Genomic DNA, 23,853 nt, shown 5'->3' on the forward strand with positions numbered 1-23,853 from the left:
TCAACATGGTGATCATTCCGGTGCGTGGCGCGTAGCGCGATCTGCTGGATAGTCGAAAAATCAGTTTTGTGAGGATATCTGATGAAAAACGTGATGAGCTCCCTAAAGAGTGGGGACTGGCGCGCGCTGGTGGCGTGTTTCCTCTATTTCGACACGGGCTTTACCGTGTGGGTCCTGTATGGACCGCTCGCACCGTTCATCAGCAAGAGCATCGCGATGACGCCCGCGCAACAGGGTTTGCTGGTCGCGGTGCCGGTGCTGTCGGCCGCGATCCTGCGCGTGACGCTCGGTAACCTGTATCAATCCGCGCATGGCAAGCGCATCGCGCTGATGGGCGTGCTGTTGTCCGCGGTGCCGACCATCGTGTTGCCGTTGATGCCGTCCGTACCGTCGTACACGATGCTGCTGGTGCTCGGCGTGTTCCTCGGCGTGGGCGGTGCGAGTTTCGCGGTGGCGCTGCCGATGGCGGGCAGCAACTATCCGCCGAAGGTGCAGGGCCTCGTGCTGGGCCTCGCCGCAGCCGGCAATATCGGCGCGGTGCTCGACGGCTTTCTGTTCCCGCAACTGGCGACGCACTACGGCTGGCAGGTGGCCGCCGGGGGCGCTCTGCCGTTGCTCGCGATCGCCGCGATCACGCTGTATTTCTGGGCGAACGACTCCGGCGTGAAAACGGGCAGCGCGCTACGCGCATTCGGCAGCTTCGCGGTGACGCTGATCGGCTTGATCGTGCTGGTGCTGCTGGTCGAAGCGGGCATGTTCGGCTCGGGCAAAACAGGTGTGCTGCTGTTGCCGGTGATCGGTGCTCTGCTGGCGATTGCGGTGCTGCCCAAGCGTTATCGCGCAGTGCTGGCCGAGCGTGACACGTGGGCCATCATGCTGGTGTACAGCATTACGTTCGGCGGATTCGTCGGCATGTCCTCGTATGTCACGCTGCTGCTGACCAACCTCTATCAGCTCTCGAAGATCGACGCCGGCCTCTTCATGGCGCTGCTCGCCGCGACTGGCGCGATGGTGCGTCCGCTCGGCGGTCTGATCGCCGACAAGGTGTCCGGCGTGCGCGCGCTGACCGTCCTGCTCGCGATCATCTCGCTGTGCGACTTCGTGTTCGCCGCGGTTATGCCGACCATGGCCGGTGGCATCGCGCTGCTGCTGTGCCTGTACGTGGCCTTCGGTCTCGGCAACGGCGCGACCTTCCAACTGGTGCCGCATCGCTGGGCCGGCCGCACGGGTCTGATGTCGGGCATTGTCGGCGCCGCGGGCGGCATCGGCGGATTCTATCTGCCTGTCGTGATGGGTATCGCGAAGGAAAGCACGGGCAGCTATCAGATGGGCTTCGCGACGTTCGGCGCGCTGGCGGCCTGCGCGTTCGTCGCAATCGTCGCGCTGCGCCGTCCGTGGATGGCGTGGTCGATGCACACCGGTGTGATGCACGCGCACGCAACGGAGTGATGCAGTAACGCAGTAACGCGCGCGATCCGGCTGCCACGCTGACGTGGCGGTGCGGATCGTGCGCCGCAGCCGATCAAAAATCAGTGGTGAGCGCGTTCGTGAAGAAAACCTCGGCGGGATGAGCCACGCAGTGCCGCGTTATTGTCGTATGCTTGGCGTTTTCCAAAACGTCGGGCAAATGTAATGTACAACTGGTGGCACGCGGTGTGGGCAGCCGCCCGGGCAGAGTTCTCCGATCTCGGCAGCGCGGCCGACGTCACTCAGGTCCTGATGCGCCTCGGGCTGGCCTTGATACTCGGCGGCATACTGGGTTTCGAGCGTGAGATGTCACGGCGCGACGCCGGCATGCGCACGCACATGATGGTGTCGGTCGGCGCGGCCTTGTTCGTGGTCGTGCCGCTGCAGGCCGGTTTTTCGCAGGACAACATGAGCCGGGTCTTGCAGGGACTCGTGTCCGGGGTCGGTTTTCTTGGCGCGGGCGCCATCATCAAGCTCAGCGCCGAGCGCGAGGTGCGCGGTCTGACGACGGCGGCAAGCTTGTGGCTCAGCGCGGGCGTCGGCGTGGCGGCGGGGCTCGGGCGCGAGGCCACGGCGATTCTCAGCGTGGCGATCGCGCTGGCCATTCTGTCGAGCGCGCGGCTCTTCAAGAGCGGGGAACAGGAAGAAAAATAAAGGCGCGGTGGGCGCATGAGCCTACGAAAGACCGCTATGCAAAAATGCAGTCAAATACTTGCATGTTGGCCGCGCGGTTTCTAATATGCAGCTCGCGACTATGTTGCATGAGACCAGAGTAACGAGCTTTGCATGGGACCAGAGTAACGCGCTAAAGCGCGAACTCTGGTCGACAGGAGGCTGTATATGAACACATCCACCGATCGCATCGAAAAACAGATTCTGCTGAAGGCGCCGCGCTCGCGAGTCTGGCGTGCATTGTCCAACGCCGAGGAATTCGGTAACTGGTTTGGCGTGAATCTCACCGGCAAAGAGTTCGTGGCCGGCCAGTCCGTGCAGGGCAACATTACCTATCCGGGCTACGAGTATCTGGTCATGGACGTGCATGTTGAACGCGTCGAACCGGAGCATCACCTGTCGTGGCGCTGGCATCCGGCCGCGGTCGATGTCAAGGTGGACTATTCGCCGGAGCCGACCACGCTGGTGGTCTTCGAGCTGACCGAGATCGAGTCGGGCACCCTGTTGCGCGTGGTCGAGTCAGGCTTCGATCAACTTCCCCCCAGCCGCCGCGAAGAAGCGTTCCGTATGAATAGCGGCGGTTGGGAAGAACAGATGACCAACATCGAACGGCATGTCGCCAAGGGTTAAGAAAGCGTCTGGCGGAACGGCTCTGAAGGCGGCGGCGCTGCGCAGTTCCGCGGCCATTTTCGCGGCGCTCGGCGACGAGACACGTCTGCGTCTGGTCGCGGTATTGTGCGCGGGCAGCGCGATGTCGATCGCCCAACTCACTGCGGGAACGGACATCACGCGGCAGTCCGTCACGCAGCATTTGCAGGTGCTCGCCAACGCGGGGCTCGTGCGCGACGTGAAGGTGGGCCGTGAACGCTTGTGGGAATTCGAGCCCACCCAACTCGACGCAGCGCGCCGCGCGCTCGACGCGATCTCGCGGCAGTGGGATCACGCGTTGTCGAAGTTGAAGGCGGCGGTGGAGGACTGAAAACCGTCGCTTAAAACTTATGCCGCAGCGCCAGCCGAACGGCGACCTGCGTGCCCGTCGACGATGGTGCCTGCACACCGGGAATGAACGCGTTGTCGAGAATCGAGTGAGTCGAATCGCCCGCGACCTTTTGATACTCGCCCTGCACATACACGTCGGTGCGCTTCGACAGGTCGTAATCCGCCATCAGGCCGACCGAGTGAATCTTCGGCTTCACGCTGCCTGACGACGCATCGTAGTTTTCCATCGTGTACACGTACTGCGCGCCGACGAAGAACGCCGGCGTGAACTGGTATTTGCCGTTCACTTCGAAGTTCTGATACTTCAGCGTATTCAACGTGACGCCCGGCGCGGCCAGCGGAATGCCGATATAGCCGTTGCCCGTCGGATTCTTGTAGTTCGAGTTCGTGTAGGCAAAACCGGCCGTCGCCGAGCCGAACGTGTAGTTGATGCCGCCGCCGAACACCCGCATGCGTCCGGCGATAAAGCTGGCGTCGTTTGCGGTAATCGCGCCGGTCGAGCCCACGCCGGGATTGTTCGCCTGCATATAGGCCGCCGCGACCAGCAGCCCGCCGTTCGCATATTGACCGCCGAAGCTATACGCGCGGTTGTTCGCGAAGTGGGTGTCGTTACTGAAGGCGTAAGCGCCGCCGAACTGGAAGCCCGCCATTTCCGGGCTCGCGTATTTCACGCTGTTGCCGAGGCGGAACGAGTTGTCGGTGTTGTCGTTGTCATACGGATGCGCGAACAGGTAGCCGGCCCAGTTGCCGTTGGCCGTGGTCTGCGCGAGGTAATCGACCACGGAATCGTACTGGCGCCCAAGCGTGACCGTGCCGAAGCGACCATCGCTCAGACCCACATACGCCTGACGCCCGAACATGCGGCCGCCCTGGGCGAGCCGTCCCGAACTCACGTCGAAGCCGTTTTCGAGTTGAAACACGGCCTTCAGGCCGCCGCCCAGATCCTCCGAACCCTTCATGCCCCAGCGGCTGCCTTGCGCATAACCGCTCGCCATTTCCCACACCGCGCCGTGCCCCGCGTTGTTGGTGTAGTCGATGCCTTCGTCGAGCACGCCGTACAGCGTGACGCTGCTTTGAGCGAAGGCCGGCGACGCCGACAGCGAGGCGAGTGCGGCGAACGCGGCGGTCGCAATGCGGTTCTTTTTCATCATGAGCTCCATACCTTGGTAGTGAGCGGACCGAATTCCCCGGACGAACCCGAAGGCGTTCGACGACCGCTGCTTTTTGGCAAAGCCCGGATTCTGCTATTCGGGATGGGAATCGCGAATGAGGCACATCCCTGGATAAACGTGATTTTTTCGAATGTTTGTTCCGCGAATTATTCGCTTGTGGCGGGGCGGTGACCCAGAGAAAAATTCTGTTCATGCACCTTTGGCATGAAGGCCATAGCCGAGGGTAATGCGTTTTTCGCACCATGCTTTTCAGGAGACGACCATGCGACTCGATCGGAATTTTGCTAACGGCCGGTTCATCGAACCCGCGACCGACACCGCTAGCCGCGAGCTCATTGCCGTTTGCAATCCGGCCACCGAGGCCGTGATCGCCCATGTCACCGGCGCCACCCAGGCCGAAGTCATCGCCGCGGTCGATGCCGCCGCGGTTGCGCAAAAGGGCTGGCGCAAGCTGCCGGCGGCCGAGCGCGCGGTCTATCTGCACAAACTCGCCGACGCGCTGACCGAATGCGCGCCCGCCATTGGCGCGGCGCTCGCGCTGGAGTCCGGCAAGAGCGTGGCCGACGCCACCAACGAAGCGATCTACGCCGGCCAGATCACCCGCTACCACGCGGAATGGGCGCGCCGCATCGAAGGCGAAGTGATTCCGAGCGATACGCCTGACGAAAACCTCGTGCTGCATCGCGAGCCGATCGGCGTGGTCGCGTGTCTGATCCCGTTCAACTATCCGGTCTATACGTTCATGCGCAAAGTGGCGCCGGCGCTGATCGCCGGCAACACGGTCGTCGTGCGTCCGAGCAACAACACGCCGACATCCGCATTCGAAATCGCCAGGGCGGTGGAGAAGGCCGGCTTGCCGGCGGGCGTCGTCAACATTCTCGCGATGAACCACGCCACCGCCGAGGCGCTTTGCACGCATCCCAAGGTCGGCATGATCACGCTGACGGGCAGCGTCGGCGCGGGCCGCAAGGTGCTCGACTATTGCAAGGCGAACATCGCCAAGCCGTCGCTCGAACTGGGCGGCAAGACGCCCGCGATCATCGAGGCCGATGCCGATCTCGAGAAAGCCGCGCGCGATCTGGTCGCGTCCAAGACCACGCATTGCGGCCAGTTGTGCACGGCGATCGAACGCGTCTACGTGCAGGAAAGCGTGCATGACCGCTTTGTCGCGCTGCTGAAAAAGCACATGAGCGCGGTGGAAAGCGGCGATCGCAGCGAACAGCCGTCGTTGATGGGTCCGCTCGTCAACGAGGCGTCGCGCCAATCGATTCACGCGATGGTGGAACGTGCGGTCGCAGCGGGCGCCACGCTCGAAACCGGCGGCAAGCTGCCCATACCAGGTCAAGGCAAAGGCTTCTTCTATCCGGCCACGTTGCTAACGAACTGCCGTCAGGACATGGAAATCATCCAGGAAGAGACCTTCGGTCCGATCATGCCGGTCGTCAAATACCGCACGCTCGACGAAGCGCTGGAGATGGCCAACGATCATCAATTCGGTCTCTCGTCGGTGTTGTATACGGAGAACTATCGCAGCGCGATGAAGATCGCCAACGGCATCGAAGCCGGTGAACTGTACGTGAACCGTACGCCCGCCGATCCGTATCAGGGCTTCCACGCTGGCTGGAAACGTTCGGGCCTCGGCGGCGACGACGGCAAGCACGGCATGCTCGAATTCACCCAGACCCGGCTCGTGGTCATGAAGTACTGAAGCTGAACTGGCACGCGCCGCACGTTGAAGCTTCGGTGCGTGTCTGCCTTGCAACCTGAAAAGCGCAGCGATTCTGCTGCCAGTCCATAACAAAACATATTGGAGACCGGGCGGCCCGATGGGCCGACGCTGTGTCTCTGAGGAGCGCTCACGTGTCATCCCAACCCGTTCGAACCGATGCTTCGCTCGCTTTAAGCGACGAAGAGGCCGTGCTGCAAGACAGCAAGACGCAGCGTTATGTCCAGCTCATCCTGCTGGTGATCGCAGCCGGCGCAATCTATCCGATTCTGTATCTGCGGCAGGTGTATCAGCCGACGATGCTCGAAGTGTTCCACATCACCGATAGCCAGCTCGGCTATCTGTATTCGTCGCTGGGCACGATCTTTCTGTTGAGTTATCTGCCGAGCGGCTGGCTCGCGGACCGTATCGCGCCGCGTTTGCTGATCTGCTTTTCTCTGATCGCCACCGGCGTGCTCGGGCTATGGTATTCGACCGCGCCTTCTTTCCCCATGCTGATGATGATCTTCGGTGGCTGGGGTTTGTCGACCGGCTTGACGTTCTGGGCCGCGGTCATCAAGCGTGTGACGATGATTGCCGGTACGCATGAGCAAGGCCGTTTCTTCGGTTTGCTCGACGGCGGACGCGGCCTGATCGAGGCGATGCTCGCGACCATTGCGATCACGCTGTTCGCATGGATCACGCAGACCAGGGGCGAACCGGTCGCGGCCGGATTCAAGCTGGTGGTGTACATGTACGCGTTTCTTTGCATTGCGCTTGGCGTCGTGCTCGCACTCGTCAAGGATTCGCAGGGCAAAGCAGATGCCGCCGCCAATCGCGCCGCGCGTCAACGCAACAACGTTCTGGTCGATTTGAAGACGCTCGCGAAGATTCCCGAACTGTGGCTGGTCGCGGCGATCGTGTTCTGCGGTTATCAGGTGTTCTGGGCGACCTACAGTTTCTCCGCGTATCTGCATGAAGGCGAAATCGGCCTCACGGTCGTGATGGCCGGCACGATCACCACGCTCAAGCTGTGGATGCGGCCGATCGGCGGCATCGGCGGCGGCTTTCTCGGCGATCGCTATTCGAAGGTGTCGGTGCTCGTGATCGCGCTCTTTCTGGCCGCGCTGTCGCTGCTGGGCCTGATGGCGGCGCCGCGTATTTCGAGCCACGTGCTGCTGGTGTTCCTCGTGCTGATCATCGGCATTCTGACTTACGCGATTCGCGGCCTGTACTGGTCGCTGCTGGATCGCTGCAACATTCCGGTTGCCACGATGGGTCTCGCGATCGGCCTGATCTCCGTGCTCGGGTATTCGCCGGACGTGTTCCTGCCGCTCATCAACGGCTATCTGACGCAGACGTTCCCCGGCGTCTTCGGCTACCAGCTCTACTTCGGCTATGTAGCCGCCATGGCGGCGCTCGGCGGCTTTGCCGGGCTCGCGCTGAGAAGCATGCTCAATAGAAAAGAGGTTGCGTAAATGAAAGTCGTCTCGCTTGAAACGCATATCGTCGCCGTACCGCCGCCGCATGTGGGCGGCATGTACTGGATCTTCGTCAAGCTCAAGACCGATTGCGGGATTGAAGGTGTCGGCGAAATCTATTCGGCGACCTTCCATCCGAAAGCGATGACCCACATCATCGACGATGTATTCGGCCGCTACCTGCTCGACAAGGACCCGCATCATATCGAGCGGCTCTGGCGCGAAGCGTATTCGAGCGGTTTCACACAACGCCCCGATCTGACCATGATGGGCGTGGTCAGCGGCCTCGAAATGGCGTGCTGGGACATTATCGGCAAGGCGGCTAACAAGCCGGTGTATGAGTTGCTGGGCGGCATGGTGAATCAGCGCCTGCGTTCGTACACGTATCTGTATCCGAAGAACAGCCGCGGCGAATACGACTACGACGATCCCGATCTGGCCGCCGAATGCGCGCTCGAAAACGTCAAGCGCGGCTTCACGGCGGTGAAGTTCGATCCGGCCGGACCGTACACGGCGTACTCGGGCCATCAACTGTCGATGGAAGTGCTGGACCGTTGCGAAACCTTCTGCCGGCGCGTGCGCGAAGCAGTCGGAAGCAAGGCGGATCTGCTGTTCGGCACGCATGGGCAGATGGTGCCGTCGTCGGCGATCCGGCTTGCAAAACGCCTTGAAAAGTACGACCCGCTATGGTTCGAAGAGCCGGTGCCGCCGGGGCAGGAAGGCGCGATGGCCCAAGTCGCGCGGCACACCAGCATTCCGATTGCCGCGGGTGAACGCCTCACCACCAAGTACGAATTCTTCAAGCTGCTGGAAGCGGGCGCGGCGTCGATTCTGCAATTGAACGTGGCGCGCGTGGGCGGCCTGCTCGAAGCGAAGAAAGTCGCCACGCTGGCCGAGGTGTACTACGCGCAGATCGCGCCGCATCTGTACAACGGGCCGATCGGCGCGGCGGCCAGCATTCAGCTCGCGACGTGCACGCCGAACTTCCTAATTCAGGAAAGTATCGGTACGTGGGACGGTTTTCATGCGGCCGTGTTGAAGAAACCGATTCAATGGGAAGACGGCTACATCATTCCGTCGCAGGAACCGGGCCTCGGCGTCGAGCTGAACATGGAAGTCGTCAGGCAGCACACGCCCTACACCGGGGAGCGTTTGCATCTGCAAATGGCGGCGCAACCGGCCGATGTGAAGGATCTCGCGCCGGCCAAGGGTTGAGTGCGCCTTGCAGTTGACGGGTTTCACTACTACGTTTCAATGGATTGAGCGCCGTCTGGCGATATAGAGCATGAACTACGATTACATTATCGTCGGCGCGGGTTCGGCGGGCTGCATTCTCGCCAATCGTCTGTCGGCGTCGGGTCAATATTCGGTGCTGCTGCTCGAAGCGGGCGGCAAGGATAGCTCGTTCTGGTTCAAGATTCCGGTGGGTTTCACCAAGACGTACTACAACGAAACCTACAACTGGATGTACTACAGCGAGCCGGAAAAAGAACTCGACAACCGGCCGATCTATTGTCCGCGCGGCAAGGTGCAGGGTGGTTCCGGCTCGATCAACGCCATGATCTACGTGCGCGGCCAGCCGCACGATTTCGACGACTGGGCCGCCGCCGGCAACCCGGGCTGGGCGTTCCGCGACGTGCTGCCGTACTTCCGCAAGCTCGAATCGCATCCGCTGGGCAACACGGACTATCATGGCGCCGATGGCCCGATCCGTATTTCGCCGATGAAAGACGCGGTGCATCCGATCTGCCACGTGTTCCTCAAAGGCTGCGATCAAGCCGGCTATCAGCGCAGCGACGACTTCAATGGCGCGCAATTCGAAGGCGCCGGCATTTACGACGTGAATACGCGCAACGGGCAGCGCTCGTCGAGCAGCTTCGAGTATCTGCACCCGGTGCTGTCGCGCAAGAATCTCACGGTCGAACGAGACGTGCTGGCAAGCCGCGTTCTATTCGACGGCAACCAACGCGCGATCGGCGTGAGCGTCACGCAGAATGGCACCACACGTCAATTCATGGCGACGCGCGAAGTGATTCTGTCGGCGGGCGCGGTCGATTCGCCGAAGCTGCTGCAACTCTCCGGCGTGGGCGACAGTGCATTGCTGGCGAAGCATCGCATCGCCATGGTGAAAGAACTCCCCGCGGTGGGCCAGAATCTGCAGGACCATTTGTGCGTGAGCTTCTACTATCGCGCGAACATGAAAACGCTGAACGACGAAATGCGTCCGCTGCTCGGCAAGCTCAAGCTCGGTCTGCAATATCTGCTGACGCGCAAGGGGCCGCTCGCGATGAGCGTGAACCAGGCGGGCGGCTTCTTCAAGGGCAACGATCGGCAAGCGCAGCCGAATCTGCAGTTGTACTTCAATCCGCTGTCGTACCGCATCCCGAAGAGCAACAAGGCGAATCTCGAACCTGAACCGTACTCGGGCTTTCTGCTGGCGTTCAATCCGTGCCGGCCGACCAGTCGCGGTTCGATCGAGATCGCGTCGAATCGCGCCGAAGACGCCGCGAAGATTCGCATCAACGCGCTGACCACGGAGAAGGACATCGACGAAGTGATCCAGGGTTGCGAACTGGTACGCAAGGTGATGGCGTCGCCGGCGTTGAAGGCGATCACGGTCGAGGAAATCTCGCCGGGGCCGCAGGTGAAGACGCGCGAAGATTTTCTGCGGTACTTCCGTGAGCAATCGGGTTCGATCTATCACCTGTGCGGTTCGTGCGCGATGGGCGACGACCCGCGAAGCTCGGTGGTGGATGCGCGGTTGCGGGTGCACGGTATCGCCGGTTTGCGCGTGGTCGATGCGTCGATCTTTCCAAACATCACGTCGGGCAATATCAATGCGCCGACCATGATGGTGGCGGAGAAGGGCGCCGACATGATTCTCGAGGACGCCGCGAGCGAAGTTGCGTATCGGCCTGTGGCGGCGGAGATGGCTGCGGCTGCGTGATCCGGTAACGCGCGCTTCAACCGGCTTCAACCGGCGTCGCTCAAAGGCGCCGATTCCGACGCATCGAGCGCCCGTCCGCTCAACCAGATTTCCTGCTGCAGCCAGTCGCGGAACAGCACAACGTGCGGCAGTTCGTCCTGTTCGGCGCGCGTGACGAACCAGTACGATTGATGCCCGTTCACGTGCACGTTCAACACCTGCACGAGTTGGCCCTCGGCCAGTTCGCGCGCGATCATGTGACGATCGGCGATGGTCACGCCGAGCCCGTCGATTGCCGCGCGAATCGCGTGATCGAGCAGATCGAATTCATAACCGCCGCGCGTATCCACGTTTTCAATGCCCGCCGCCTTCAGCCAATGCTGCCAGGTGAGGTAGCGCTGATCGGCGCTCGCGAGCACATGCAACAGCGTGAACTGATTCAGATCGATTGCCGCGCCGCCCGCCTGGCGCGCGAGCAAGGCGGGCGAGCACACCGCGATATGGCGCTCGCTCATCAACAGACGGTTTTCGACACCTTCCCATTCGCCATTGCCGAAACGGATCGCGCAATCGAGCACGCCGGATTCCGCGAGGTCGTCGTCGACGCGCGTCGACAGACTCAGTTCGAGTTGCGGATGCGCGTCACGCAGGCGGCCGAGGCGCGGCATGAGCCAGCGGCTGGTGAAGGTGGGCGGCGCATTGATGCGCAGGCGATTGCGATGGGTCTTTTCCTGCAGGCCGCGTACCGTGAGTTCGATACGATCGAACGACTGCTGCAGCGCTTGCAGAAGAACGCGGCCGGCAGCCGACAGTTCCAGATGGTGATGGTGACGCTGCAGCAGCGTCTCGCCCAATTGCGCCTCGAGTTGCCGGACCTGGCGGCTGACCGCGCTTTGCGTGACGTTGAGCAGTTCCGCGGCGCGGGTGAAACTGCCCGTGCGGCCGGCGACTTCGAAGGCTTTTAGCGCGTTCAGCGCGGGCATTTTGCGTTTCAAGATGTTCGACCGGGAGGTAAGGCGCGGCGGCGCGATGTCCCGGTATTTTACTGGTTTGCCCGCCCGGCGCGGCGCCCATGATGCGCCGTGCAGGCGTTGCAGCGTCAATAAGCAATACAGACCGACTTGCTCTCCGTATAGGAATCGATGATCGACTTGCCGTGTTCGCGGCCGATGCCCGACGCCTTGAATCCGCCGAACGGCATGGCCGGATCGACCATATTGTGCGTGTTGACCCACACCGTTCCGGCCTCGATGCCGTCCACGAGTCGCAGAGCCTTGTCGAGCTGATTGGTCCAGACGCTCGCGCCGAGACCGTACTCGGAGGCGTTCGCCTGAGCCAGCACTTCATCCAGCTCGTCGTAAGGCATGGCGACCAGCACCGGGCCGAACACCTCTTCCCTGACGACGGAAAGCGGCTTGCAGGCGCGATTGGCGATCACGGTCGGACGCACGAAGTAGCCCTCGCGCTCCACGCGCGCATCACGCGACACGATCTCGCCGCCTTCGTCCTTGCCTTGCGCGATCATGCCGGCCACTTTGTCGCGATGCCGCGCGGAGACCATCGGGCCCATTTGCGTCGCCGCGTCGAAGCCGGAGCCGAGCGTGATGCCGTCAGCGACGGCGGCAATGCCTTGCACGACTTCGTCGTAAATGGAGCGCGCGACATACAGGCGCGAGCCCGCCGTGCAAACCTGGCCGTGATTGAAGAAGATCGCGCCGGCCGCGCCTTCGATCGCCTTGCGCGGATCGCAGTCGTCGAGCACGATCACCGGGCTCTTGCCGCCCAGTTCGAGCGACGCGCGCTTCAGATCGTCCGCGCACTGACGACCGATGATGCGCCCGACCTCGGTCGATCCCGTGAATGTGACCTTGTTCACCAGCGGGTGCCGCACGAGCGCCGCGCCTGCTGTTTCGCCGCGGCCGGTCACCACGTTGAACACGCCGGCAGGGAAGCCCGCTTCGTGCGCGAGTTCGGCGAGACGGATGGCCGTCAGCGGAGTTTCTTCAGCGGGTTTCAGCACGACGGTGCAGCCGCAGGCCAGCGCCGGGGCAATTTTCCATACCGCCATCAGCAGCGGAAAATTCCACGGGACGATCGCGGCCACCACGCCCGCCGGCACGCGTCTGGTGGAGGCGTTGTAGCGTGTGCCCGGCGGGAACGGAATCGACAGATCGAACGTGCTGCCTTCGATCTTGGTCGCCCAGCCTGCCATATAGCGCAGCCATTGGACGCTGCCCGCCACTTCCAGCATCTTCGAGAAGCCGATTAGTTTGCCCTGATTCAGCGTTTCCAGCGTGGCGAGTTCGTCGCTATGCCGCTCGACGAGGTCGGCGAGTTTCAGCAGCAGGCCCTCGCGGGCGGCCGGCGGCATTCTGCGCCACGCATCGGATTCGAAAGCCGCCTTCGAGGTTCTGACGGCGTGATCGATATCGGCTTCCGACGCGTCGGGAATCTGCGCGATTTCTTCCGCGGTGGCCGGGTTGAAGACCGGAAAGGTTTGGCCCGCGGCGCTGCCGGTTTGTTCGCCGTTGATGAACATGGTGCGCGGCAATGTGGCCGCCAGCTTGTGTTCGGTCATGGTGCTTCGTCTCCGTTGGGGGTGAGTGGCCGTGGCGCTAGCCGGAAGGGTTCGTCTGACGGCGGAATGGGTTCAGGCGTGGGTGGACGTGCTGCCTGGCACGCCAACGCGTTGCTAACGACGCGGCGCAGATCACGTTTGCCGTCGCGCTCAATGCGTACAGCAAGACGAATCCTTCGCCGAAAAAGTAGGGTGTGGTCGACAACGCAGCGCCCAGCACCATGCCGATGTGATGTGCGACGCCGGGGCAGCTCGCGCTCAATACGCTGGTCGCGCTGGTCGCTCTGGTCGAGACGCCGCGCAGGTTGGCGAGCGCGGGAATCGTTACGCAGTCGAGAATTAGAAAGACCGCGGCCGCAAGTTGCGCAAGCGCGGGATTGTCGTTCGTCGCGAGCGTGCCGAGCAGCGTGGCGCGAGCGATGTACAGCGCGATCAACAGGCGATTGCTGCGTAAGCGGTCGGCGATCAATGCCAGCACGCAGACGGCCGCAAGCGAAAGCGAGATTCGCCAGAATGGTTGTGCGCCGCTGACACCGCAGACGGCAAAAAGCTGGAAGCGAGCGAGGCTGCCACTCGATAGCCCCGCGAGCAAGGCGAGAAGAGCCGTCGCGCTTGAAGGAGTCGCGCCCCTGAGCGAATCGGAATCTTGTTGAGTGCCGCGCTCCACGTCATGACGCGTTTCGATGTTGGCGCGCAGCCGATTGAGCAACATGACGACGCCCGTCGCGATCATCAGCGCGGCAATCGCTATGCCGTGCGCCGAATCATTCAAATATGCGGGCACGCTATTCATTGCGCTGATCGTCACGATAAGCGTCGCGGCGCTCGCCAGCAGCGTGGTTCGGCCCGATGAGCGCGACATCAGCAGTGGGACGCTCATCATGGCTGTCAGCATCAGCGCGCTCATCCATAGCTCGGTGGCATGCCGGCCGAGGCCGGCCTGCATCAACAGCGCAGCGCCGCCGCCCGCGAGGCACACGCAGGCCGTACTTGCGCACAACGTGCTCGCGCGAGCGGCGTGACGTGCGCGAAGCATGCCCGGATCAGTGCTTGCAGCAGCCATGATCCGTGGACTTGCCGTCTTCGACGCTGTTCAGATCACGCTCGGCCGGCAAGTCCATCGTCGGATTGGCCGAGAAGAAGTTGTTCGGCTTGAGCATGAAGCCGGCGTATTCCACCGGCATCACCGGGAAGTCCTCGGGCTTGCATACATGCGTGTGGCCGAAGCTATGCCACAGCACGACATCTTCATTCTCGATGGTGCGGTTCGCCTCGATATAACGCGGCAGGCCGTCGCCGCCCGAATGCTGATTCGGATAATCGCCACTCGCATAGCGCTGCGCCGGATCGAACGGCGTGACCCACACGTGGCGCGTGGCAAAACCGCCGCGCTGACGCACCTTCGAACGTTCGTCGGCCAGCATCAGCGGCGAGTCGTTCACGACCAGCTTATAGCCCGGATTCGCGCCGACGGCATTCTTCACATTCGGGTTGCTGACCTTCCAGTAGCGACCGGTGCTGCCGTTCGCGTTGCGGGCGGCCTCGCTTTCGGTCTTCAACACGCGCCTGGTCGTATCGAACACATTGCCGTACGGATTGTTCTCGCCCATTGGACGCGGCACGAATTCGTGTTCGGTCACCGTGTTGCGCTCGCCGTCCACCATCATGTGCATGCGGGCGTTGAAGAAGTGCTGATGCGTGGGCCCGCCGAGATTCTCCGTGATCATGCCGCCCCACGGGTAGGTGTCGCCATCGGCCACGGCCGACGTTTGCACAATGCCGGTCAATTTGCATTCGAGCTGAATCGTGCCGTCCTGGTACAGATACCAGTAGAAGCCGTAGTCGTAGTTGCCGACCGTGGCGAAGAAGGAAATCACGAGGCGTCGCGAGCGGCGCATTTCGAATACGCCGGTGCGGAATTCATAGTGCTTCCATAGCGTGCCGTAGTCTTCTTCGTGCATGCAGACGGCGTTCTTCATCACGAACGCGTTGCCGAAATCGTCCGCGGACGGAATGTCGAAATAGCGGATCGTGCCGAGGCAATCGCAACCGAGTTCGAGCTGGTTCGCCAGTTTGCCCAGACCGTATTCGCCCGCGTCGAACGCGCTTTTCCAGTAGTGGTTAGTGGTCGGGTCGGAGTAGGGCACGCACATTTCCGTGACGCTCGCACGGTAGATGATCGGGCGTGTGCTTTTGCCGTCGTCCCACGACAGTTGGTGCAGCACCAGCCCTTCGCGCGGCGTGAAACCGACGCGGAAGTTCCAGTTCTGCCAGTTCACGTGCCAGCCGTCGATCGTGAAGCTCGGGCCGTCGGGCTGATTGATCGACAACGGTTTGAGCGTGCTGCGCGGTTCGCCGAGACTCGGTGTGTCGTAATTGTGTTTGGCACGCGGAATCGGAATGATGCGGCCGTCGTCGACCAGTTCGATCACTTTCTTTTCCAGCAGATCGACCACGGCCATCACGCCTTCAATTGGATGCGCGTAGCCGTTATCGGTCAGTGTCTCGCGGTAATAGCTCACGCAACGCACGAGACGCCGGCCGTTTTCGTTCTCGCGATCGAAGCATCCTGCCGAGAAAGGATCGACCTGGACGCGTTCCAGATCCTTTTCGTTGAGGCCGCGCTTCATCACGGCCACGCGCCATGCTTCATCGCTTTTGACGATCTGTTCCGCGTTCATGAAGTCGTCGATCATGATGGGCGGCTGGCCGTACGGCGCCTTGCCGAACGGCATCACACGGCGCGCGGCGATTTTCTTTTCTCTCAGGTCCACCTCGAATTCGATCGTCGCGCCATTCGACCGATCGATCGCGAGTACGAAGGCCGTGCGCGAAAAATAGTTGCCGGTTTTGAATGCCACCACTTCGGCTTTCGGCGGCTCGCGCAGTTCGACCATGGGAAAACGTGCGTGCGAGTCGAGTTTCTCGGCGGCTTTCACGAGATCGCACGCGAGCTGCATTTCTGCGCCGCTCAGCGGATCGAGCGGATGAACGGGGACGTGAGCGGCTTTCGTGGCATTCGTGTTCATAAGATTCCCGTAAGGAGTTGCTGGACCGGACAGCGTGCTCGCGAGGCGAATGAGGCGCGGCGAACGCTGAGTCGATGGCAAATCGTAGGAACCCAATAATATTTTCGCGCTTGCGCATTGCGCCAAATGAACGATAAAGTGCGCCAGGAGAATGGCTCGAGCAATCGTCAGCGAAGACTGGAGAGGAGACGCTCAGCATGAAGAAAGTCACGCTCAACGGCAGTTTCCCGATGGTCCGCGCCGCGGTCATGGGACCGGTTGTGCGCGCGCTCGATGCATCGGGCGCGCAATGCGACACGCTGCTGGAGGAGTTCGGCATGAGCCGCAAGCTTCTGTCGAATCCGTATGAAATCCTGCCGCTCACGCGCTACGTAGCGGCGTTCGAACGTGCCGCGGAGGTCCTTGGCGAGTCCGCGCTCGGACTGCGTTTAGGCAGTGAATTGCAATTGACGGAACTCGGGCCAGCAGGTCTGGTGTTTCTCTCATCGCCCACTTTGAACGCCGCCATGCGCAAGTTCGTGCTCGCGCTCGCGTCGTGGCAAAACACCACGACCTGCGAATTGCTGCGCGACGACGAATGGCCGATCTGGACCTACCAGATTGCCAGTCCGCAAATCTGGCCGCGCCGCCAGGATGCGGAATACAGCCTCTCGACCATGTGCCATATGGTGCGCCTCGTGCGCGGCGCGGCGTGGAATCCGGTTGAAGTGCATTTCGAACATGCCGCGCCCGCCGATCTCAAACCGTATGCGCGCATCTTCCGTGTGCCGGTGCGCTTTCAGCAGCCTTTCAATGGCTTGATTCTGCGGCCGCAGGATCTCGACGCTTCGCTCAAAAGTGCCGACACGCAAATGGCGCGCATGATGGAGCGCCACGCTACCGATCTGATCGCACGGGATGCGATGCCGCACAGCATTGCCGAGCAGGTTCGCGATCTGGTGACGCGGCGGCTCGCGCACGAAAAGCTGATCGTCGCCGATATTGCGAAGGATCTCGGTCTCTCGCATCGCTCGTTGCAGCGGCACCTCGCGCAAGAGGGCACTTCCGTGCGGCAGATCGTGCGAGAGGAACGGCAACGCAGCGTCGAAGGCCTGCTCGAACGGGAAGAACTCACGAATGCCGCGATCGCACGCGCTGTCGGTTATGCGGACGCCACGGTCTTATGGCGCGCCACGCGTAGCTGGAAGAAAAACAGCGCGTGACGTGGCCGTATTTTCTTTCAACCTGAAAGTAATGCGCGAGAATAGTTCAGGTTCCTAAATATCCGCCGAAATATTCGCCGAAAACGACCGTATTCGGGCTTCCCCGCATTGGCGCAAATTATCGAAAATTTGGCGCGGTTGGCGAAGTCGCTTTATTTTTTAGCTACCTACCATGCGCTCACACCGAAGTATCGGAGATCGGTCAAGCGAGCGTCTGGATCAGCAGTGCAGGGTTCAGGCGAGTCCCAGACTAGCCAACACAACAGAGGCAGCGATGAGTGAACCCTATTCTCCGACCCGAGCGGTCGACGCGGAGAACCCCGTGGAACTGAAAGGCAATACGCTGGGCTTATGGCAGATCGTGTTCCTGGTGATTTCGGCGGCCGCGCCGCTGACCGGCATGCTCGGCGCGGTGCCGCCCGCGATCAGTCTGGGCAACGGCGCGGGCATTCCGGGCGCGTTCGTGATTGCCGGCGCCGTGCTGCTGATTTTCAGCGTGGGCTTTGCGTCGATGAGCCGGCACGTGGTGCGCGCCGGTGCGTTCTACGCGTACATCACCGCCGGCCTCGGGCGGCCGTTGGGTATGGCCGGCGCGCTCGTCGCGCTGATGTCGTACACGTTCATCCAGATCGCGCTATACGGACTGTTTGGTTTCTTCTGCACGGTGATCCTCTCGCCGCTCTTGCCCACCGCGTTGCCCTGGTACGGGTATTCGCTGATCTGCGTGGCCGTGGTGCAATTCACTGGCATTCGCGGTATCGACCTGAATAGCCGCCTGCTCGGCGTGTTGATGTGCCTCGAACTGGGCATTCTGCTGGTGCTCGCCATCGCGATCGTCGTGCATGGCGGCGGACCCAACGGGCTCACGCTTGCACCGTTCACGCCGCAGCATGTGTTCAGCGGCCACCTCGGCATTGCGGTGATGTTCGCCTTCGCGTCGTTCATCGGCTTCGAAGCGACCGCGATATACGGCAAGGAATGTCGCGATCCCAAGGTGACCGTGCCGCGCGCCACGTATGTGTCCGTGATGCTGATTCTCGTGTTCTTCGCTTTCGTGACGTGGACGATTGTTTGCGCGTACGGCCTCGCCGATGTGGTCACGGTGGCGACCAGACAGCCTGGCGATTTCTGGTTCATCCAGTCCGGCAAATATCTGGGCAATGCAGTGACGACGGTCATGAGCTTCCTGCTGCTCAGCAGTATTTTCGCGAGCCTGTTGTCGTTTCATAACACGCTGGTGCGTTATATCCATGCGCTGAGTCTCGAAGGCATCCTGCCGCAAGTCCTCAACCGTGTGCATGAAAAATATCGTTCGCCGTATGTGGCGAGCTATCTGCAAACGGTCTCTGTCTGCGTGCTGCTCAGCCTCTTTATCGCGGCAGGCTGCGACGTGTTCAATATCGTGTTCAGTTGGAGTTCGGCGCTCGGCACGATCGGCATTGTGATGTTGCAGGCGGTGACGAGTTTTTCGGTGATCGCGTTCTTCCGCAAGACGCGCAAGGACACGCGCGTATGGCACTCGTTCGTTGCTCCGCTGGTGGGTGGTTTTGGCCTGTTGTATATCGGTGTGATTCTGGTGCGCAATCTCGACGCGCTCAGCGGCTCCGATAGTCCGATCGTCAAATCGTTTCCGTGGATCGTGTTCACGGTGGCGCTGGTCGGCGTGCTGATCGGTCTCATCCTGCGCAAAAAGCGCCCGGATATCTACGCACGCTTCGGCCAGTAAAAGCGAACCGCGCGCACCGCACGAATCGCGTCAACCCGGCGCGATAACCACTTACCTCACTTCTCGACAAGACAATCATGGCAGACACTTTCGTCAAGCGCTCGGCGCTTGCGCTGGCCGCATTCGGCCTTTCGATGGGCGCGCACGCGCAATCTTCGGTGACGCTTTACGGCACGGTCGACGCCGGCCTCATCTACACGAGCAACCAGCAGACCACGCTCTCCAACGGCAGCACCAACGGACACGCGAACTATCAACTCGGCGGCGGCAATCTGGTGCCGTCGCGTTGGGGCTTGATGGGCACGGAAGATATCGGCGCGGGCACGACGGTCAACTTTGCGTTGGAGAACAGTTTTCTGATCGGCAGCGGCGCGCTGCTGCAATCGAATACGCTGTTCAATCGCAATGCGTGGGTCGGCGTGAACAATGCGACGTATGGCGCGCTGACCTTCGGCCGTCAATACGATCCGTTCTCGGATTACATGGGTGCGTATGCATCGAGTAATAACTGGGCGACGCTGTACGGCTCGCATTTCGGCGACGTCGATAACCTGAACGAGGCGTTCAATTTCAACAATTCGATCAAGTACATCAGTCCGAGCTTCGGCGGATTCACGCTGGGGGGATTGTTCAGCCTCGGCGGCGTAGCGGGGAATTTTGCGCAGAACAAGGGCTGGGCGCTGGCGGCGAATTACGCGCAGGGGCCATTGTCGCTGAGCGCGGGGTATCTGGAGTTGAATCAGCCGTTGCAGGCGGCGCTGGGGGGCACGAGTGGCTATATCGGCGACTTCAGTTGTGCGAACGCGGACGCGTCGTATTGTCTGTTGCAGGATGCGAGCAAGGTGCGGATTTTCGGGGCGGGGGGCTCATATTCGTTCGGCAAGGCGAACGTGGCGGTGACTTATACGCATACGCGGCTGTCGCAGAGCCAGTACTTTGCGAGCGCGGCGCGGCCGGCCGGCACTGACGTTTCATTCGATATCGCCGAATTGAACACTACCTATGCACTCGCGCCGGATTTGCAGCTTGGGTTGGCCTATATCTTCAACGACGTCAAACCGAGCGGCAGTGGCTCGACCCGCGTGCATCAGATCAATCTCGGCGCGGTGTATAGCTTGTCGAAACGGACTGCTGTTTATGCCGTGGCCATTGGGCAGAAATCTTCTGGCGCCGGCTTGGGGGTTGATCCGGTGACCGGGGCGAGCGAGAACCTGGCGCAGATTCCGAATGTGGTGAATTCGGATACGGATCGGCAGGTTTCGGTGGTGTTGGGCTTGCGGCATAACTTTTGACATCACGCCTTGAACGTCGCCTGCTCGAGAATCATGTCGTAGAGCGCTTGCGCCGCAGGTGACAACTGCGCGGTCTTGCGCGCCACGAGCACGAGCGTGCGCGACACGGTGGGCTGCGTGAGTTCGACAACGCGCACCGTCGGATACGCGCCCTTTTGCAACGCAAGCGCCGGCACCACCGCCGCGCCCACACCCTGCGCGACCAAACCGACAGCCATACGATTGCAACTGCTGCCAGGCGATGCGGCGCCGCTTCGCCAATGGATGATCCTCGTGGCAAATCAAAACGTAGCGGTCCTCCGTGAGCGGCACGCTCGCCAGATCGGGATGATGCTCGCCTGCGATGTTGATGCCGAATTCGACTTCGCGGCGCAGCACGGCCGCTTCCACCGCGGACGACGCGTGATCGAGAATCCGGATGCGGTTATGCGGATAACGCGCCGAATACGCCTGCAAAATACGCGGCAGATACTGCACGCCAACCGTCGGCACACAAGCTATGGACACATCGCCGCGGCGCGCCACGCCCGTCTCGCGGATTTCGACCAGCGCATCGGCGAGTTCGCCGAGCAAGCGGCGTGCTTGCGGCAGAAAACCGCGCCCGATTTCGGTGAGTGCCATGGAGCGCGTGGTCCGCTCGATCAGCGCGACGCCGAGATAGGTTTCGAGCTTGCGCAGACGCTGCGTGATGGCCGTCTGCGTGACGTGCAGCGAATCGGCAGCACTCTGGAAGCTGCCGCGATCCGCGATGGCGACGAACGCCTGGACGCCGAGCGTGTCGATTTTCATCAGTAAAATTGAGGAATCGGAGTGATAAATTCATTTTACTCCGCACGTCGCGCCGCCGAGAATGGGCGGATTGGATCGGTTGGAATGCCGCGCGGTTCAGATCGACGGTCACCGATCCGGCCACCCTGAACACAAGGAGTCCCGGATGACGTCGAACAAGGATTGGCACGCGAAGCAGTACGTGATGTTCGAAAACGAGCGCACGCGTCCGGTCAGGGATCTGCTGGCGGCCGTGCCGACGGCGAATGTGAAGACTGCGGTGGACATCGGCTGCGGACCCGGCAACTCGACCGAGACACTCGCGGTGCGCGTGCCGGGAGCGGCGGTCAGCGGCATGGACAGTTCGCCCGACATGATCGCGGCGGCCCGCCAGCGACTGCCGCAATTCCGCTTCGATGTGAGCGACATTGCCACGTGGGACGCGCCCGGACCCTACGACCTGATCCTCGCCAATGCAGTGCTGCAGTGGGTGCCTGACCATGAGCGGCTGTTTCCTTCGCTCGTCGGCAAGCTCGCGCCGGGCGGCAGCCTCGCCGTGCAGATGCCGGACAATCTCGACGAACCGGCGCACCGCCTGCTGCGCGAGATTGCCGCCGATGGTCCATGGGCGCACAAGCTTAAAGGTGTCGAACGCACCATACGCTACGGCGCACAGTGGTATTACGCCTTGCTCGAACCGCTGTGCGCGCGGGTCGACGTGTGGCGCACCGTCTATCACCACCCGCTCGCGGGTGGCGCGGACGCCGTGGTCGAATGGTTCAAAGGCAGCGCGCTGCGGCCGTTTCTCGCCGAACTCGACGACGCGGAGCAAGCCGCCTTTCTCGGGCGTTACCGCGAGGCGATTGCCGCGGCTTATCCGGCGCTCGCCGACGGCACGGTGCTGCTGCCGTTTCCGCGCCTGTTCATCGTCGCCACGCGCTAGCGGCGCGGGCTCGCGAGCGAGGCGTGGTGCGGCCCGCGGGCCAGCTGCCGTGCCGATGTGGCGCCGCCGCGCCAGGGTACTCAGGAATTGCCGCGCTTGAATTCTGCGTGATATTGTTCTATCGAAGCGGAGGCCGGCGACACGCCGTCCTCACCGGAACGCAATCCACCGCAGCGAGCGTCGCCATGAGTGATGTACGCCATCATCTGAGTCCACGGGACCGTCTGGAGCTGTTGTGCTGGCTCACATGCGGCAGTCTTGGCGCTTATTACCTGAATGAGGACTGGCCCGACGCGGCGTTCCACGTGCAAGCCGCGCACAAGTGGCTCGACCGCCGGGCGCGGGAGGCCGACTGGCTGACGGTCGCCAAGCTGACCGCTACCGCGGTGGAGATCGCGCGGCGCCACGCGCGGTTTGTCGAGGCGGACTGGGCGAGAGATGCGGTCGAGGAGATTCTCGATACGGATGAACTCGATCCTCAGGCCCGGCTCGTTCGGCAAGTCATTGCCGATTGCCAGAATGCTTTGTCGGATAAAAGGTTGGCGGATTAAGGTTCAATCACGCACGCCATCGGCTGAGCAGTTCGGGGTGATGCGTCCGCCACTACCTCGCCGCCGGCCCCACCAGATTGCGCTCGATTTCCCATTGCGCGCTCACAGGCACTACTCGCGCAAGCACTTCGCCGCATGATTCAAATTCGAGCTCGATCGGCCGCCGCACGTCCTGCCATTGGGCGTTGACGACGGACGGCCGAGTGCCCCACCCAGCGCGCTTTTTTGCCGACGAACGTAGTTCCGTTTTAGGGCACGCGTTCGCCTCGCAATTCGCAAGCTCAATTGAGTTATCGCGTCAGGCGAAGTCAGTCGAGCGCGACAACGCCTCCCACGTTTCGATTTCCTCGTTCAGTGCCGCCAGCTTCGTCTTCACCAGGTCGAACGCATCGTTGCCGAGCAGCAGATGCACGGGCGGATTCTCTGCCGCGACGATTTCCAGCAGCGCCTGCGCCGCCTTGCGCGGATCGCCCGCCTGCTTGCCGCTCTTTGCCTCGCGTGCTTCGCGAATCGGGTCGAACAGGGCGTCATAGTCGGCGATGCTGCGGCCCGCGCGGACCATCGAGCGGCCGGCCCAATCGGTGCGGAACGAGCCGGGCGCGACCGCCGTGACCTTGATGCCGAAGCCCGCCACTTCTTTGGCGAGCGTGTCGGTGATGCCTTCGAGCGCGAACTTGCTGCCGCAGTAGTACGCAATGCCGGGCATCGTGATGAAGCCGCCCATCGACGTGATGTTGACGATGTGGCCCGAGCGCCGCTCGCGCATGGCGGGCAGCACGGCCTTGATCATCGCTACCGCGCCGAACACGTTGACGTCGAATTGACGGCGCAGATCGTCGAGCGGCGACTCTTCCAGCGTGCCCTCGTGTCCGTAGCCGGCGTTGTTGACGAGGACGTCGATCGGGCCGACGCTGTGGGTGATCGCGGCGATGGCGGGCGTGATCGCCTCGAAATCCGTGACGTCGAGCACGACCGCGTGCGCCCGTTCGGCCGCCAACGCCGTGAACGCATCGCGCGCGGCCTCATTGCGTACCGTGCCGACGACGGTATGGCCCGCGTCGAGCGCCGCCTGGGCGAAGGCGCGGCCGAAGCCGGAACTGACGCCGGTGATCAGAAACGTTTTGCTCATGGTGATCCACTCCTCGATTTTGTCCGTCATCACATGGCGCTTTCGGGCGAAAACGCGGGGCATCGACGGAAACGGCCCAGAACTGAATGGTAGGAGCGGCAGGGCCGGGCGCGAATGCCGGGTCGTCTGCGTTGATTGCCTAATCCTATGAACGGATGGATTTTTCGACGCTGCGGTGGCAGAGTCCAATCTGCTTAACCATATCGACGGGGC

Annotated in this window: 19 protein-coding genes and 1 pseudogene; 13 read left to right on the forward strand and 7 right to left on the reverse strand. The window is 62.0% G+C overall.

The genetic code is table 11. From position 1 onward, the window contains the following. The first annotated feature begins 81 nt into the window (after window positions 1-81). From B0G71_RS09915 to B0G71_RS09930, 4 genes are all read left to right on the forward strand, one after another. Window positions 82-1,449, forward strand: a complete 1,368-nt coding sequence (locus tag B0G71_RS09915) for an MFS transporter (RefSeq protein WP_116141337.1) — start codon at window positions 82-84, stop codon at window positions 1,447-1,449. 183 nt (window positions 1,450-1,632) lie between these two features. After that, the gene (locus B0G71_RS09920) at window positions 1,633-2,121 is read left to right on the forward strand and encodes an MgtC/SapB family protein (protein ID WP_106281196.1); all 489 of its coding nucleotides are present in this window, start codon (window positions 1,633-1,635) and stop codon (window positions 2,119-2,121) included. 186 nt (window positions 2,122-2,307) lie between these two features. After that, the gene (locus B0G71_RS09925) at window positions 2,308-2,769 is read left to right on the forward strand and encodes an SRPBCC family protein (RefSeq protein WP_116141339.1); all 462 of its coding nucleotides are present in this window, start codon (window positions 2,308-2,310) and stop codon (window positions 2,767-2,769) included. Then, on the forward strand, window positions 2,753-3,118 hold the full coding sequence (locus B0G71_RS09930) for a helix-turn-helix transcriptional regulator (RefSeq protein WP_116141341.1): 366 nt from the start codon (window positions 2,753-2,755) through the stop codon (window positions 3,116-3,118). Before B0G71_RS09925 ends, B0G71_RS09930 begins: the two co-directional genes overlap by 17 nt. A gap of 10 nt (window positions 3,119-3,128) precedes the next feature. On the opposite strand, the gene B0G71_RS09935 is transcribed toward B0G71_RS09930, so the two are convergent. After that, window positions 3,129-4,286: a porin gene (locus B0G71_RS09935; protein ID WP_116148454.1), complete on the reverse strand. Its 1,158-nt coding sequence runs from the start codon at window positions 4,284-4,286 to the stop codon at window positions 3,129-3,131. A 286-nt stretch (window positions 4,287-4,572) separates the two neighbouring features. Here B0G71_RS09935 and aldA point away from each other — a divergent pair, with 286 nt between their 5' ends. From aldA to B0G71_RS09955, 4 genes are all read left to right on the forward strand, one after another. Then, window positions 4,573-6,018: an aldehyde dehydrogenase gene (aldA, locus tag B0G71_RS09940; protein ID WP_116141343.1), complete on the forward strand. Its 1,446-nt coding sequence runs from the start codon at window positions 4,573-4,575 to the stop codon at window positions 6,016-6,018. Between the two features lie 152 nt (window positions 6,019-6,170). Beyond that, a complete protein-coding gene (locus tag B0G71_RS09945) occupies window positions 6,171-7,493 on the forward strand; it encodes a nitrate/nitrite transporter (RefSeq protein ID WP_116141345.1) in 1,323 nt (440 codons plus the stop codon). Continuing rightward, window positions 7,494-8,711, forward strand: a complete 1,218-nt coding sequence (locus B0G71_RS09950) for a mandelate racemase/muconate lactonizing enzyme family protein (RefSeq protein WP_116141351.1) — start codon at window positions 7,494-7,496, stop codon at window positions 8,709-8,711. A 70-nt stretch (window positions 8,712-8,781) separates the two neighbouring features. After that, the gene (locus B0G71_RS09955; RefSeq protein ID WP_116141352.1) at window positions 8,782-10,443 is read left to right on the forward strand and encodes a GMC family oxidoreductase; all 1,662 of its coding nucleotides are present in this window, start codon (window positions 8,782-8,784) and stop codon (window positions 10,441-10,443) included. A 26-nt stretch (window positions 10,444-10,469) separates the two neighbouring features. On the opposite strand, the gene B0G71_RS09960 is transcribed toward B0G71_RS09955, so the two are convergent. From B0G71_RS09960 to B0G71_RS09975, 4 genes are all read right to left on the reverse strand, one after another. Next, the gene (locus tag B0G71_RS09960) at window positions 10,470-11,405 is read right to left on the reverse strand and encodes a LysR substrate-binding domain-containing protein (RefSeq protein ID WP_116148456.1); all 936 of its coding nucleotides are present in this window, start codon (window positions 11,403-11,405) and stop codon (window positions 10,470-10,472) included. Between the two features lie 116 nt (window positions 11,406-11,521). Continuing rightward, complete coding sequence (styD, locus tag B0G71_RS09965; protein WP_116141354.1) at window positions 11,522-13,000, reverse strand: phenylacetaldehyde dehydrogenase StyD; 1,479 nt, start codon at window positions 12,998-13,000, stop codon at window positions 11,522-11,524. Between the two features lie 37 nt (window positions 13,001-13,037). Beyond that, complete coding sequence (locus B0G71_RS09970; protein WP_147308666.1) at window positions 13,038-14,036, reverse strand: hypothetical protein; 999 nt, start codon at window positions 14,034-14,036, stop codon at window positions 13,038-13,040. A 7-nt stretch (window positions 14,037-14,043) separates the two neighbouring features. Next, window positions 14,044-16,029: a primary-amine oxidase gene (locus B0G71_RS09975; RefSeq protein WP_116141358.1), complete on the reverse strand. Its 1,986-nt coding sequence runs from the start codon at window positions 16,027-16,029 to the stop codon at window positions 14,044-14,046. Between the two features lie 197 nt (window positions 16,030-16,226). On the opposite strand from B0G71_RS09975, the gene B0G71_RS09980 reads away from it, so the two are divergent. From B0G71_RS09980 to B0G71_RS09990, 3 genes are all read left to right on the forward strand, one after another. After that, a complete protein-coding gene (locus B0G71_RS09980) occupies window positions 16,227-17,231 on the forward strand; it encodes an AraC family transcriptional regulator (protein WP_116141360.1) in 1,005 nt (334 codons plus the stop codon). A gap of 274 nt (window positions 17,232-17,505) precedes the next feature. Further along, window positions 17,506-18,957: an APC family permease gene (locus tag B0G71_RS09985; protein ID WP_181916747.1), complete on the forward strand. Its 1,452-nt coding sequence runs from the start codon at window positions 17,506-17,508 to the stop codon at window positions 18,955-18,957. A gap of 77 nt (window positions 18,958-19,034) precedes the next feature. After that, window positions 19,035-20,249 (forward strand): porin, encoded by a 1,215-nt coding sequence (locus B0G71_RS09990; RefSeq protein WP_116141363.1) that lies wholly within the window; start codon window positions 19,035-19,037, stop codon window positions 20,247-20,249. Window positions 20,250-20,251: 2 nt separating this feature from the next. Here B0G71_RS09990 and B0G71_RS09995 read toward each other — a convergent pair. Beyond that, window positions 20,252-21,038: pseudogene (locus B0G71_RS09995) on the reverse strand (LysR family transcriptional regulator). A 145-nt stretch (window positions 21,039-21,183) separates the two neighbouring features. On the opposite strand from B0G71_RS09995, the gene tam reads away from it, so the two are divergent. After that, on the forward strand, window positions 21,184-21,960 hold the full coding sequence (tam, locus tag B0G71_RS10000; protein ID WP_116141365.1) for a trans-aconitate 2-methyltransferase: 777 nt from the start codon (window positions 21,184-21,186) through the stop codon (window positions 21,958-21,960). Between the two features lie 185 nt (window positions 21,961-22,145). Continuing rightward, window positions 22,146-22,511, forward strand: coding sequence for a hypothetical protein (locus B0G71_RS10005; RefSeq protein WP_106281226.1), 366 nt, complete (start codon window positions 22,146-22,148; stop codon window positions 22,509-22,511). A gap of 298 nt (window positions 22,512-22,809) precedes the next feature. Here B0G71_RS10005 and B0G71_RS10010 read toward each other — a convergent pair whose 3' ends face one another. Further along, window positions 22,810-23,640, reverse strand: coding sequence for an oxidoreductase (locus B0G71_RS10010; RefSeq protein WP_116148458.1), 831 nt, complete (start codon window positions 23,638-23,640; stop codon window positions 22,810-22,812). Between the last annotated feature and the right edge of the window lie 213 nt (window positions 23,641-23,853).

This window comes from Paraburkholderia sp. BL27I4N3 (genome assembly GCF_003386115.1).
Classification (GTDB): domain Bacteria; phylum Pseudomonadota; class Gammaproteobacteria; order Burkholderiales; family Burkholderiaceae; genus Paraburkholderia.